The organism is Streptomyces sp. NBC_01717, assembly GCF_036248255.1.
Classification (GTDB): Bacteria; Actinomycetota; Actinomycetes; order Streptomycetales; family Streptomycetaceae; genus Streptomyces.
The window spans coordinates 4,173,814-4,187,784 of the sequence record NZ_CP109178.1 but is presented as its reverse complement, the minus strand read 5'-3'; the positions used below and the strand labels follow the sequence as shown (position 1 = coordinate 4,187,784).

11 protein-coding genes are annotated in these 13,971 nt (G+C 70.0%); 10 read left to right on the top strand and 1 reads right to left on the bottom strand.

Annotated elements, in window-relative coordinates; translation table 11 throughout:
- Positions 1-368: 368 nt before the first annotated feature.
- The 6 genes from OHB49_RS18895 (at position 369) to OHB49_RS18870 (ending at position 8,985) form a co-directional block, all read left to right on the top strand.
- Positions 369-2,132 carry a serine/threonine-protein kinase gene (locus tag OHB49_RS18895; RefSeq protein ID WP_329161660.1) on the top strand — a complete coding sequence of 588 codons (1,764 nt, stop codon included), beginning with the start codon at positions 369-371 and terminating at the stop codon, positions 2,130-2,132.
- 72 nt (positions 2,133-2,204) lie between these two features.
- Complete coding sequence (gene mqnC, locus OHB49_RS18890; protein WP_329161659.1) at positions 2,205-3,404, top strand: cyclic dehypoxanthinyl futalosine synthase; 1,200 nt, start codon at positions 2,205-2,207, stop codon at positions 3,402-3,404.
- Between the two features lie 7 nt (positions 3,405-3,411).
- Positions 3,412-4,065, top strand: a complete 654-nt coding sequence (locus OHB49_RS18885) for an imidazolonepropionase-like domain-containing protein (RefSeq protein WP_329161656.1) — start codon at positions 3,412-3,414, stop codon at positions 4,063-4,065.
- 253 nt (positions 4,066-4,318) lie between these two features.
- Complete coding sequence (locus OHB49_RS18880; protein WP_030926348.1) at positions 4,319-5,011, top strand: demethylmenaquinone methyltransferase; 693 nt, start codon at positions 4,319-4,321, stop codon at positions 5,009-5,011.
- A gap of 218 nt (positions 5,012-5,229) precedes the next feature.
- Entirely contained in the window at positions 5,230-7,530 is a 2,301-nt protein-coding gene (locus OHB49_RS18875; RefSeq protein ID WP_443079538.1) for a zinc ribbon domain-containing protein, read from the top strand.
- A gap of 171 nt (positions 7,531-7,701) precedes the next feature.
- Positions 7,702-8,985: a geranylgeranyl reductase family protein gene (locus OHB49_RS18870; RefSeq protein ID WP_030975697.1), complete on the top strand. Its 1,284-nt coding sequence runs from the start codon at positions 7,702-7,704 to the stop codon at positions 8,983-8,985.
- 432 nt (positions 8,986-9,417) lie between these two features.
- On the opposite strand, the gene OHB49_RS18865 is transcribed toward OHB49_RS18870, so the two are convergent.
- Positions 9,418-10,227: a C40 family peptidase gene (locus OHB49_RS18865; protein WP_030975701.1), complete on the bottom strand. Its 810-nt coding sequence runs from the start codon at positions 10,225-10,227 to the stop codon at positions 9,418-9,420.
- Between the two features lie 761 nt (positions 10,228-10,988).
- On the opposite strand from OHB49_RS18865, the gene OHB49_RS18860 reads away from it, so the two are divergent.
- Genes OHB49_RS18860 through OHB49_RS18845 form a run of 4 tightly spaced genes read left to right on the top strand, consistent with a single transcriptional unit; the run spans position 10,989 to position 13,950 of the window.
- Entirely contained in the window at positions 10,989-11,348 is a 360-nt protein-coding gene (locus tag OHB49_RS18860) for an NADH-quinone oxidoreductase subunit A (protein ID WP_003992243.1), read from the top strand.
- Positions 11,349-11,366: 18 nt separating this feature from the next.
- The gene (locus OHB49_RS18855) at positions 11,367-11,921 is read left to right on the top strand and encodes a NuoB/complex I 20 kDa subunit family protein (protein ID WP_030975705.1); all 555 of its coding nucleotides are present in this window, start codon (positions 11,367-11,369) and stop codon (positions 11,919-11,921) included.
- A complete protein-coding gene (locus tag OHB49_RS18850; RefSeq protein ID WP_030975707.1) occupies positions 11,918-12,628 on the top strand; it encodes an NADH-quinone oxidoreductase subunit C in 711 nt (236 codons plus the stop codon). The genes OHB49_RS18855 and OHB49_RS18850 overlap by 4 nt, the downstream gene beginning before the upstream one ends.
- Entirely contained in the window at positions 12,628-13,950 is a 1,323-nt protein-coding gene (locus tag OHB49_RS18845) for an NADH-quinone oxidoreductase subunit D (protein ID WP_030975708.1), read from the top strand. Before OHB49_RS18850 ends, OHB49_RS18845 begins: the two co-directional genes overlap by 1 nt.
- Positions 13,951-13,971: the final 21 nt, after the last annotated feature.

Here is a 13,971-nt window from a genome sequence, read left to right as displayed (position 1 = left end):
AGGGCCGGGCAATGGGTGAATCCTGAACCTTCCTCTGTCCTTCCCGCCCGCCCCGCCCGCTCCGGCGTTATTTATAGCCCGGTATTTATTGCCCGGTCCGGGGGATTCCCTCTCTGGGATTCCCTTCCGGTGAATGCCGCGACCGGCCACCCCGCACGCCGTATCCGAATAGCGGATGGCTTCCGGGGTGAGTCCCGGTTGAGTGCAGGAATCGTTCGAGTGAACGACACATTCGCGCCTTTTGCTGTGTCGAAAACCGCTGTTCGTTCCCATAGGGGCGAAATCGGCGGATGGTTTCTCTGTGACCGCATGACCTTCGCCCCCTAGGCTTCGGTCGGAGGTCCGGCCGGTCCACAGGGGGAGTCCATATGCAGCCGCTGGAAGCCGGCGAGCCGCTCACCATCGGCGCCTACCGTCTGCTCGGCAGGCTCGGTGCGGGCGGCATGGGCCGGGTCTATCTGGGGCGCAGCGCGGGGGGACGCACCGTCGCGGTCAAGGTCGTCCATCCGCACTTCGCGCTCGACGAGCAGTTCCGGGCCCGGTTCCGTCTCGAGGTGGACGCGGCGCGGCGGATCGGGGCGCAGTGGACGGCACCTGTCCTGGACGCCGATCCGGACGCGCCCGTGCCGTGGGTGGCCACCGGCTATGTCGCCGGGCCGCCGCTGTCGGGGGCGGTCGCCGAGCACGGGCCGCTGCCCGAACAGTCGGTACGGACCCTGGGCGCCGGACTCGCGGAGGCGCTGGCGGCCGTGCACGGGCAGGGACTCATCCACCGCGATGTGAAGCCGTCCAACGTGCTGCTCGCCCTGGACGGCCCCCGCCTGATCGACTTCGGTATCGCCCGTGCCATCGACGCCACCGCCTCGCTCACCTCCACCGGCGTCTCGGTCGGCTCGCCCGGCTACATGGCACCGGAGCAGATCCGGGGCCTGGCCATCTCGGGTGCGGCCGACATGTTCTCGCTCGGCGCGGTGCTCGCGTACGCGGCGACGGGCCTCGCACCCTTCCTCGGCGACTCCTCGGCGGTGCTCCTCTACAAGGTGGTGCACGAGGAACCGGAGCTGGGCGAGATCGAGGGTGAGCTGCGGGAGGTGATCGCCGCGTGCCTGGCGAAGGACCCGGCGCTCCGGCCCACCCCTTCGGAACTGGCCCGGCGGCTGGCTCCGGACGGGGCGGCCGCGCGGGTGGCGGCGGGCTGGCTGCCCGGCACCCTGGTGCGGGAGCTCAGCCGGGCCGCGGTGGCACTGCTGGACCTGGAGCCGCAGGACGCGCCCGTGCAGTCGGGGCCGGTGCCGTTCAGCAATGCGTTCCTCGACGGCCAGGCCGACGGGACACCGGGTGGCAACGAGGCACAGGCCGGGGGCCGGACCGGCGGTGCGCTCGGGGTGTTCGGGCCGCCGATCGAGCCGGCCTTCCCTCCTCGGGCGCATCAGCCGGCGGGGAGCGCCGGGGACAACTCGACCGGGCTGCCCGGCCCCCGTACCCCCGAACCCCGCTTCTCCCTCACCGTCGGCGCCGACTCCGGGCCGGCCCGTCCCGACCGGAACCGCGGCCGCAGGCTCAGTTGCACCGTCGCCCTCGCGGTGGCGGGCGCGCTCGCCGCCGTGACCGTGGGCAGCGCCTTCCTCTTCGATCTGCTGCCGGGCAGCGGTGGCGGCGACGCCGGGGGGCACGACGGCGTCGCCCAGCCCGCGCCCACCACGTCCGCCTCCCGGCCGTCGACCCCGACGGACGAGGGCGGCGCCTACCAGGTCGCCGCACTGCCGAAGGCGTTCGTCGGCACCTGGAAGGGGCCGCTGACCGAGAAGACCACCGGACAACCGCACGGCACCCTCACCGCCGTGTTCACCGAGGGGGAGAAAGGCACGGACGTCGTCCGTATGAAGACCACGGTCTCCACCCTCGGAGTGACCGTCAGCTGCAACAGCATCGCCCGGCTCTCCTCGGGCACCGCCAAGGAACTGACGCTCCGGGAGCGCACCGATCCGGACCGTCCCAGCACCGCCGGGCTGTGCACGAGCACCACCACCGACGTCCTGTTCACCCTGGCCGGCGACGGAACACTGCGCTTCAGGTCCGAGGAGAGGGGCGCGGGCCTGCCGTACGGCACGCTCAGCCGGTCCGGCCGCTGACGCCGACAGGGGCTGGCGTAGGCTGAAGCGGTCCGTAGATCCGTTGAAAAACCGCCGAAAGGTGACAGCCCGGTGACCGAGAAGGCCGACCTCCAGCCCATCCTCGACCGAGCCGCCGAGGGCGGGCGGATCACTCCGGAGGAGGCACTCGACCTCTACCGGTCGGCGCCGCTGCACGCACTGGGTGCGGCCGCGGACGCCGCGCGCCGCCGTCGTTACGCCGGTACGGAGCACATCGCGACGTACATCATCGAGCGCAACATCAACTACACCAACGTGTGCGTCACGGCCTGCAAGTTCTGCGCCTTCTACGCAGCACCGAAGGACACCGCCAAGGGCTGGTCCCGCGACCTCGACGACATCCTGCGCCGCTGCGCGGAGACCGTCGAACTCGGCGGCACGCAGATCATGTTCCAGGGCGGACACCACCCGGACTACGGCGTCGAGTACTACGAGGAGCACTTCTCCGCGATCAAGAAGGCGTTCCCGCAGCTGGTGATCCACTCGTTGGGCGCCTCCGAGGTCGAGCACATGGCCCGGATCTCCAAGGTCTCCGTCGAGGAGGCCATCCAGCGGATCCACTCCGCCGGTCTCGACTCCTTCGCGGGAGCCGGGGCCGAGCTGCTGCCGGCCCGGCCGCGCAAGGCGATCGCCCCGCTCAAGGAGTCCGGCGAGCGCTGGCTGGAGATCATGGAGGCGGCGCACCGGCTCGGTGTCGAGTCCACCTCCACCATGCTGATGGGCACCGGCGAGACCAACGCCGAGCGCATCGAGCACCTGCGGATGATCCGCGACGTACAGGACCGGACGGGTGGCTTCCGCGCGTTCATCCCGTACACGTACCAGCCGGAGAACAACCACCTGAAGGGCCGGACGCAGGCCACGCTCTTCGAGTACCTGCGGATGATCGCCATCGCCCGGCTCTTCCTCGACAACGTCGCGCACATCCAGGGCTCCTGGCTGACCACCGGCAAGGAGGTCGGCCAACTGTCGCTGCACTACGGCGCCGACGACCTCGGGTCGATCATGCTGGAGGAGAACGTCGTCTCCTCGGCGGGTGCCAAGCACCGCTCCAACCGGCTGGAGATCATCGACCTGATCCGCAAGGCCGGCCGCGTCCCGGCGCAGCGCGCCACGACGTACGAGCACCTCGTCGTCCACGACGACCCGGCGAACGACCCGGTCGACGAGCGCGTCGTCTCGCACATCTCCTCCACCGCGATCGAGGGCGGCACCGCGCATCCGGAGCTGAAGCTCCTGAGCGCCAACTGAGGCCGCATTGCTGACCGTTCATGCCGCGCCGCTGGTGCTTCCGGTCGGCGCGGCTGCCGTCCGGCAGGGCGCGGTGGGCGTGGACGGCGACCGGATCGTCGCCCTCGGCCCGTACGACGACGTCATGGCCACCCACCCGACGGCCCGTGTCCGCCAGTGGCCCGGCGTCATCACCCCCGGTCTGCGGCAGTGGCACGGCCTCTGGCTGCTCACCCGCTGCTACCACCCCGACCCGCGCGAGGCGGACCAGCTCGGCGACCGGCCGTTGTGGGGCGAGGAGTTCGAGCGGCTGGCCGCCGGGATGGACGCGACGCGGCGGGCGGGCAGCGTTCGGCGCGGGCTGCAGCAGATGCTGCGGTACGGGACCACGCACCTCGCGGGCCGGTTCCACGACCCGGCCGTGCGCACCGCCGTCGCCCGCTCGGGTCTGACGGAGGTCTCGGCCGTCGGTGCCCCCGGCATCCTCATCGGCGAACCGAGCCCGGACCCGTTCGCGGAGGGGCACGACCTGCCCGGCTCGGCCCACGGCCCGCTCATCGTCGGCGGCCGCGCCGACCTCGCGGTCTTCGACGTACCGGACGAGGCGGGGCTCTGCGCGGCGGGCGCGGGGACGTGTGTGGCCACGGTGCTGGGCGGGCGGCTGGTGTACCGGCGGCGGTGACCGGGGCGGTGCGCCGACCGGTGGTATCCGGGGCTCCGCTCCGTCAGGGGACGGACGGGCCACGTACGTACGCGCCTGCGGCCGTGTACGGCCACGCATCGGCGACGCCCCCCTCAGCCCGTTGCTCTGCCGCATCACCGCTGGCGCGGGCTGCCCGGCCCCCGGGCACTTCCACAAGGTCGAAGCCGACTTCCGGCGGGCCCGGGTGCCGACCGGCGCGAGGCGCCGCCGGCCGGGCTGCTTGAATGGGTGGGTGACCCGAGCATCCCTGGACAAGCAGCCGCACGAAGTCGCCTCGATGTTCGACGACGTGGCGGCGAACTACGACCTCACCAACGATGTGCTGTCGCTCGGCCAGGCACGGCTGTGGCGCAAGGAGGTCGCGAAGGCGGTGCACGCCCGCCCGGCGGAGAAGGTCCTCGACCTGGCCGCGGGCACGGCGACGTCCTCGCTCCCGTTCGCCGCGACCGGTGCGTACGTCGTGCCGTGCGACTTCTCCGTCGGGATGCTCCAGGTGGGCAAGAAGCGGCACTCCTGGCTGCCGTTCACCGCGGGCGACGCCACGAAGCTGCCGTTCCGCGACGAGACGTTCGACGCGGTGACCATCTCCTTCGGGCTGCGCAACGTCCAGGACACGGATACGGCGCTGCGCGAGCTGTACCGGGTGACCAAGCCGGGCGGCCGCGTGGTGATCTGCGAGTTCTCGCAGCCGACCTGGGCGCCGTTCCGCACGGTCTACACCGAGTACCTGATGCGGGCACTGCCGCCGGTCGCGCGTGCCGTCTCGTCCAACCCCGACGCGTACGTCTATCTCGCCGAGTCCATCCGCGCCTGGCCCGACCAGTCCGGGCTCGCCCAGCTGCTGCAGAAGGCCGGCTGGTCGAAGGTGGCCTGGCGCAATCTCACCGGCGGTGTGGTGGCACTGCACCGGGGCGTACGCCCCTGACGCCTGCGGCGGTCGGGACGCGGCGGTGCCGAGGCGGTCCGGAGGCGGCGCGGCCGCGATGAACCGGGACGAGCCCTTTCGTCGGACGGAAGTTGCCGGGTTCGGTGAATGCGGGAACCGGTGGGCGGGAAGATGTGTCCGTTGATACGGCACGCGTTTTCTCCGTTCCCGTGTGTCACCGGTTCTCTGTGTCCCCGTCGCTGCGCCGGAGTCCGCCCATGCCGCCGTCCTACTGCCCGCACTGCGGAACCGCCGCGCCCGAAGGGGCGCGTTTCTGCATGAAATGCGGGCGAGAACAGCCGACCGCGGCGGGAGCAGGGGACCCGGTTCCTCCCGCGCTGCCGCCGATGGGCCCGCCGCCCGGTTACGCACCCCCGCCCGGTTACGCACCCGTCCGGCCGTCGCCCGCCGGGGAGTTCCTCGGCCGGGCGATGCGCGGCGACTGGGCGGGGTCGCTGAAGGCGGCCGCCTGGCCGACCGGGCTGATCCTGGCGCTCGCGGTGGCGCTGGCCATCCCCTCGTACGGTCAGGGCGACGACGTCGTCGTCGGCTGGAGCGACCGCCTGCGGATCGCGCTCGCCATGCTGCTCCAGGCGTTCGGCGGCGGCTTCGAGGTCCGGGCGGCGGGGCCGGGCTCGCCGTACGGCTCCGGTTCCGACGGATCCGGGGGCTCCGACGCGTTCGGCGCCGGCTACGGGACCGCCGGACAGGCCGGCGCCACGCTCTCCCTCGTACCGCTCACCGTCACCGTGCTCTGGGTCGGTGCGCTGCTGCTCGCCGCCCGGGCGGCCCGCAAGCAGGGCGGCGGCATGGAGGCGGCGGTGCGGATCAGTGCCCTGGTCACCGGCGCGATCCTGGTCCTCGGACTGTTCGCCCAGCCGGACATCGCCGGGGTGTCGGTCTCGTCCTCCCCGCTGCTCGCGGCGCTCGGCGCGCTCGTGCTCTCGCTGCTCGTCACCGGCGGCGTCCTGCAACAGGACGCGGCGGCCCAGTGGCTGGCGCAGCGCCCTGCCGCGCATGCCGTGGTCCGTGCGACGGGCACGGCGGTCCGGGCACTCGGCGCGGTCATCGCGCTCTGCGCGCTGATCGGGTTCATCGCGTACGCCAACGTCGACGGGGTGGACGGCACGGCCATGCTGCTCACACTGCCGGTGCTGCCCAACATCGGTCTGGCGGTGCTCGGGGTGAGCTGGGGCGCCCCGGTCGAGTACGACGTGCGGGGCGAGTTCGGCTGGTTCGGCTCCGGGATGGAGCACGGCGGCTTCGGACTCTCCGAGTTGGGCGACGCGGTGAACGGGTGGGCGGTGGCCGGTGCGGTGCTGATCGGCGTCGTCTGTGCGCTGTACGTCGGTGTGTCGGCCGCCCGCCGCTCGGTGGACCGGCGCGAACAGGCCATCGCCGGCGGACTGTTCCTCGTGCTGTATCTGCTGCTCACCGGGTTGAGCGGGGTGTCCGCGGAGCTCTCGGGCGATGTCGCCGGGGTGGGCGGTCAGGGCATGGCGGAGATCGCCCCGAGCGTGCCGGACGCGCTGCTCTTCGGGCTGCTGTGGGTGGGGGGAGCGGTGCTGGTGGCGCCGCATCTGCTGCGGCTGGTGGGGCGTCCGGCCGGCACGACGGCTCCGGCGCCGGCGTGGGGCCCGGGCACGCAGCCTCGGCCTCCCGTCTGGACCCCCCCGGCGCAGACGCCGCCCACAACCGTCCCCACGGCCACTCCCCAGCCCACCCCGTACCCCCCGTACGATCCGCGGACCGTACATCTCGGCCCAGCTGTGGCGGCCACCGCAGCGGCCGCCACCGCCGCCCGTAGGCGCTCCGTCGTCGTCTGGAGCGTGACCCTCGTCGCAGCCGTCGTGCTGGGCGGCGGGATCACCGCCGGAGTCCTGTTCCTCAAGAGCGACAAGAGCGACAGCCGGCAGCCGCCCGCGGCGGCCGCCGAGGACAACAAGCCCGCGGCGTCCGGGAGCAGTGACAGCGCGCCCCCCGAAGCCGGCCCGACGCCGTCCCCGACGCCGGTACCGACCACGTCCCCCACCGCGTCCGCGACCGCGCCCCCTGCCGCGCCCACCGTCCCCGGCGGCTACCGGATGGTCTCCGACAGTGCCGGCTTCTCCTTCGCCGTTCCGGTCCAGTGGGACCGGGAGAGCGAGAGGAACCACCAGATCACGTACGCGGGTTCCACCGGCCGGGCCGAGCTGAAGGTCGGCGTCATCCGCAACGCCCCGTACACCTCGTACGAGAACTTCCGGAACCTGGAGCGGACCGCCGACGCCAACCAGAAGAACTACCTGCGGCTGCAGCTCGGTGCCAACACCTTCCAGGGATTCCAGGGCGCGATCTGGGAGTACACGTACGAGGACAAGCAGAGCGGCGAGACCATCCACGCCATCGACCAGAGCTACATCGCCGACGACGGCACCGAGTACGCGATCTACACCACCGAGCGCGACCGCTACTGGTCGGACGCCCGGCAGATCTTCGACACCGCCCTGTCCACCTGGATGCTCAACGACCTCGACTGATCCTGCTCGTCACGCTTTCAGCGCCGGCCGGAGGCACTGCACCGCAGCTGCACGGAGGGGGCGGCAGAGGGCATCGGGGAGCCCTTCGGAAGGTTGATCAGCAGGCCCCCATAGACTGCACGGGACATGTGCCGCACGGCACGCGATTTCGAGTCTTCGGGAGATCCGACCGTGACCGAGCCCCTCTCCGAACACAGCGCGGATGTGATCGTCGTCGGGGCGGGCCCAGCCGGCTCCACGACCGCGTACTACCTCGCCAAGGCCGGACTCGACGTTCTCCTGCTGGAGAAGACCGCCTTCCCGCGCGAGAAGGTGTGCGGCGACGGCCTCACCCCGCGAGCCACCAAGCAGCTCGTCTCCATGGGCATCGACATCTCCGAAGAGGCCGGCTGGCTGCGCAACAAGGGTCTGCGCATCATCGGCGGCGGCGTCCGCCTCCAGCTGGACTGGCCGGACCTCGCCTCGTACCCGGACTACGGTCTGGTCCGCAAGCGCGACGACTTCGACGAGCAGCTGGCCCGCCAGGCGCAGAAGGCGGGCGCGCGGCTGTACGAGCGCTGCAACGTCGGCGCCCCGATCGTCGACGGGCGCACCGGCCACATCACCGGAGTGAACGCGAAGCTCGGCGAGGAGAAGACCCCGGTCACCTTCCACGCTCCGCTCGTCGTCGCCGCCGACGGCAACTCCACCCGGCTGTCGCTCGCCATGGGCCTGCACCGCCGCGAGGACCGCCCGATGGGTGTGGCGGTGCGTACGTACTTCACCTCGCCGCGGCACGAAGACGACTACCTGGAGTCCTGGCTGGAACTGTGGGACCGGCGCGGCCCCCAGGACCGGCTGCTGCCCGGCTACGGCTGGATCTTCGGCATGGGCGACGGCACTTCCAACGTCGGCCTCGGCATCCTCAACTCGTCGTCCGCGTTCAAGGAGCTGGACTGGCGCGAGGTCCTCAAGGCATGGTGCGCCTCGATGCCCGCCGACTGGGGCTACACCGAGGAGAACATGACGGGCCCGATCCGCGGCGCCGCGCTCCCGATGGCCTTCAACCGCCAGCCGCACTACACCAAGGGTCTGCTGCTCGTCGGTGACGCGGGCGGCATGGTCAACCCGTTCAACGGCGAAGGCATCGCATACGCCATGGAGTCGGGCCAGATCGCCGCGGACGTCATCGTCCAGGCGCACGCCCGCGCGACCCCGGCCCAGCGCGAACTGGCGCTGCACAACTACCCGAAGATCCTCAAGGAGACCTACGGCGGCTACTACACGATGGGCCGGGCCTTCGTGAAGCTGATCGGCAACCCGAAGGTCATGAAGATCGCCACGCAGCGCGGTCTGACGCACCCGCTGCTGATGAAGTTCACGCTGAAGATGCTGGCCAACCTCACCGACCCGACGGGCGGCGACGCGATGGACCGCATCATCAACGGCCTGGCGAAGGTGGCCCCGAGCTCCTGAGCCGGGATGACGGCCCACGCCCTCCCGGGCGTGGGCCGCGACGATCTCGTCGGAGACGGCGCACCGCCGCTCGCCGGAATGACCCTGGCGTCCATGGAGGGGCCGACGAGGCCGCCCGGCACGCGGTCAACGCGCCGCACGACGCCGACGGCTCGACCGCTGAGCGCTGCTCGACGCCGACGGCTCGACCGCTGAGCGCTGCACGACCTGGGGTCACTACCGGCCGCCCGAGCTGGAGCCCCTCAAGCGCATCGACGAGGTGCGCTTCGGGCTGGGGCTTCCGAACACCTTCGACCTGGGGTGAGTGCGGGGCCGACCGGGGCGTCCGTACGACTGAGGGCCGTCACTCCCGAGCGGGGAGTGACGGCCCTCAGCCGGATCACATGCGCTTGTGAATCCGAGAACTCAAGGAACTCAGAGAACTCGAGGAGCTCAGAGAACGCGGACCGCGCCCGACGGCGGGTCGTAGTCCAGGGAGCGGAGCACCACACCGGTGCTCGGGTTCTGCGCGCCGACGAACTGGCCGCCGCCCACATAGACACCGACGTGGTACGCGGAGCCCGCGCCGCCCCAGTACAGGATGTCGCCCGGCTGAAGGTTGCTCAGGGAGACCTGGGTGCCGGCGGTCGACTGGGCCTGCGAGACGCGCGGCAGGTCGACGCCCACCGAGCGGAACGCGGCCTGGACCAGGCCGGAGCAGTCCCAGGAGTTGGGGCCGGTGCCGCCGGACACGTACGCGTCGCCGACCTGCGCCCTGACGAACGAGATGACGGACGCGGCGGAGCCGGTGGCGCTCGACGAGGAGGCGACGGAGGCGGAGCCGGAGGTGGCGCTGAGCGTCGTACGGGCCTCGGAGCGGGAGGCACGCAGGGCGGCCTCGGCCTTGGCCTTGGCGGCCGCCTCCGCCTTCTTCTTGGCCTCCGCCTTGCGCACGGCCTCGGCCTTGGCCGTCTTGGCGGCCTTGGCGGCGGTGGTGGCGGCGGCGTCCTCGTGGGCCTGCGTCTCCAGGTCCAGGGCGACCTGCTGCGTGGCTTCGGCGGATGCGGCGACGGCGGTGGAGAGCCCGGTGGTGAGGGTGGGCATCTCGATGGTCTGGGTCACCGGCTCGGCCTGGGCCGGACCGGCGGCCGCGGCGACCGCGATGGTGCTGAGGACGCCACCGGCAACTCCGGCTCGCAGCGCCGTCTTCGAGGCGTTTCGGCGGGGCTTCCGGTGGCTGGGTATGTGAGCGGTGTGGGACATGAGTACTAGCGCTATCAGGGCCTCAGGGGTCCCTTCAAGAAACGTGTGTTGCGACACAGTTACGTACGGAATCTGTGAATCCGCTTTCTGGCGGCCCTTATTGACGCCGTAACGGGCAAAACGGGCAGGGGTGATCACCGCTGTGATCACGGCCTTTCGGGAATTCGCCCGAATTGCCCGCCACTTACCATCCGTTCACACCAATGGCCAAGCCCGCTTTTGTTGAAGGTCGAGTGGAGTGACGCAGGTCACAGCATGACTGTCACGTGGTGGGCATACGAGCAGCCGGCATGCCCGGCGCCGCCGGCGGTGCCGGGCGGGTGGCCTTTCGCCCGGAAGATCGCGAATGTGCGCACGCGTCCACTTCGCTCCCCGTGAACCCCTCGCGCGGGTGAGTTCAGACCGGGACGGATCCTCATATCACTCCCCGTCGCCCATTGCCAATTTGCATGTCGAGGCGTCTGATTGTTAGTGGAACATCGCTTTGACCAGCGGCAACAACATCAGATGTCACGTCTCGTGATCGCCCGGCCGCTTTGCGTACGAAGATCACCTCTCATCCGGCTTCATGATCCTTCGCCTGGTGGTGGAGATCACAAAGCCGGTGTAGCACCCCGTGTCGCAGATCACAGGACGGCAGGCATAGGATGCGGGGCAGTCGGGCTTGTGAACTGCCTCACATGTGCACGATCTTGGTGAGGTGGCGAGCCGGTCGCCCGATGCGGTCCAACGGTCAAGGACGACTGGAAGGAGCGAGGAGCGTGAATGCCTACGCGCCCATCCTCGTGCTCGGCGCCCTCGGGGCAGGGTTTGCGATCTTCTCCGTGGTCATGGCCACGCTTATCGGCCCGAAGCGATACAACCGAGCAAAGCTCGAAGCGTACGAGTGCGGTATTGAACCCACCCCCACTCCAGCCGGAGGCGGCCGCTTCCCCATCAAGTACTACCTGACGGCGATGCTCTTCATCGTCTTCGACATCGAGATCGTCTTCCTCTATCCCTGGGCGGTCACCTTCGACGCCCTGGGGATCTTCGGGCTCGTCGAGATGCTGCTCTTCGTGCTCACCGTCTTCGTCGCCTACGCGTATGTGTGGCGTCGCGGCGGCCTGGAATGGGACTGAGGGGCTGAGGGGCACACCATGGGACTCGAAGAGAAGCTGCCCAGCGGCTTCGTGTTGACCACTGTCGAGCAGGCCGCCGGCTGGGTGCGGAAGTCCTCCGTATTCCCTGCCACCTTCGGCCTCGCCTGCTGCGCCATCGAGATGATGACGACCGGGGCCGGGCGCTACGACCTGGCCCGTTTCGGGATGGAGGTCTTCCGCGGATCACCGCGGCAGGCGGATCTGATGATCGTGGCAGGGCGGGTCAGCCAGAAGATGGCGCCCGTCCTGAGGCAGGTCTATGACCAGATGCCGAATCCCAAGTGGGTTATCTCCATGGGGGTTTGCGCATCATCAGGTGGAATGTTCAACAATTATGCCATTGTGCAGGGTGTTGATCACATTGTCCCGGTCGATATCTATTTGCCGGGTTGTCCACCGCGTCCCGAGATGCTGATGGACGCCATTCTCAAGCTCCACCAGAAGATCCAGAGCTCCAAGCTCGGGGTCAACGCGGAGGAGGCCGCCCGCGAGGCGGAGGACGCGGCACTCAAGGCGCTTCCCCTGATCGAGATGAAGGGGCTGCTGCGGTGAGCGACGAGCAGAACAGCAACGGCGTACCCGCGCCGCGCGACGAGACCGGCGAGGTCATCGGCGTACGGAAGGGCATGTTCGGCGCCAACAACGGCGGTGACACCTCCGGCTACGGCGGCCTCGTCCGCACGGTGACGCTGCCGGGCGCCACGCCCCGGCCGTACGGCGGCTGGTTCGACGAGGTCGCCGACGAACTCGAAGGGGCCCTTGAGGAACAGGACCTGCTTCCCGAGAACGCCATCGAGAAGACCGTCGTCGACCGCGGCGAACTCACCTTCCACATCGCCCGCGAGCACTTGCCCACCGTGGCTCGAACCCTGCGTGACGACCCGGCCCTGCGCTTCGAGCTCTGTACGGGGGTGAGCGGTGTCCACTTCCTCGGCGACAAGGGCCGGGAGCTGCACGCCGTCTACCACCTGCGGTCGATCACTCACGGCCGGCTGATCCGGCTGGAGGTCTCGGCCCCGGACAGCGACCCGCACGTCCCGTCGCTCGTCGCGGTCTACCCGACCAACGACTGGCACGAGCGTGAGACCTACGACTTCTTCGGGCTCATCTTCGACGGGCACCCGGCCCTCACCCGGATCATGATGCCGGACGACTGGCAGGGCTTCCCGCAGCGCAAGGACTACCCGCTCGGTGGCATCGCCGTCGAGTACAAGGGCGCCCAGATCCCGGCTCCGGACCAGCGGAGGTCGTACTCCTGATGTCTACTCCCCACGCAACGCCCCGAGCCACGACCGAGGGGACTGTATATACAGTCACCGGCGGCGACTGGGACGAGGTCGTCGAGTCGGCGGTCAAGTCCGACGACGAGCGCATCATCGTCAACATGGGCCCCCAGCACCCGTCCACGCACGGCGTGCTGCGGCTGATCCTGGAGATCGACGGCGAGACCGTCACCGAGGCCCGCTGCGGCATCGGCTACCTCCACACCGGCATCGAGAAGAACCTCGAATTCCGGAACTGGACCCAGGGCACCACGTTCGTCACGCGCATGGATTACCTGACGCCGTTCTTCAACGAGACGGCGTACTGCCTGGGCGTCGAGAAGCTGCTCGGCATCGAGGACCAGATCCCCGACCGGGCGAGCGTCCTGCGCGTTCTGCTGATGGAGCTCAACCGGATCTCCTCGCACCTGGTATGCATCGCCACCGGCGGCATGGAGCTCGGCGCCACCACGATCATGATCTACGGGTTCCGCGATCGTGAACTGGTTCTCGATCTCTTCGAGCTGATCACCGGGCTCCGGATGAACCACGCGTTCGTCCGGCCCGGCGGACTCGCCCAGGACCTGCCGCCGGGCGCGATCGACCAGCTGCGCGAGTTCGTGAAGACCATGAAGAACAACCTGCCGGAGTACGACAAGCTCGCCACCGGCAACCCGATCTTCAAGGCCCGCATGCAGGACGTCGGCTACCTCGACCTGACCGGCTGCATGGCGCTGGGCGCCACCGGTCCGATCCTGCGCTCCGCCGGACTCCCGCACGACCTGCGCAAGACGGACCCGTACTGCGGGTACGAGAACTACGAGTTCGACGTCCCCACCGCCGACAGCTGCGACGCCTACGGCCGCTTCCTCATCCGTCTCGAGGAGATGCGCCAGTCGCTGCGGATCATCGAGCAGTGCATCGACCGGCTCGCCCCGGGACCGGTGATGGTCGCCGACAAGAAGATCGCCTGGCCCGCGCAGCTCGCGCTCGGACCCGACGGCCTCGGCAACTCGCTCGATCACATCAAGAAGATCATGGGCACCTCCATGGAGGCCCTGATCCACCACTTCAAGCTGGTGACCGAGGGCTTCCGGGTCCCGGCCGGCCAGACGTACACCGCCGTCGAGTCGCCCAAGGGCGAGCTCGGCGTGCATGTCGTCTCGGACGGCGGAACCCGCCCCTACCGGGTCCACTTCCGCGACCCGTCCTTCACCAATCTTCAGGCCATGGCGGCGATGTGCGAGGGCGGCCAGGTCGCCGACGTCATCGTCGCCGTCGCGTCCATCGACCCCGTGATGGGAGGCGTCGACCGGTGACCGAAGTACGTCAGGAAGTCA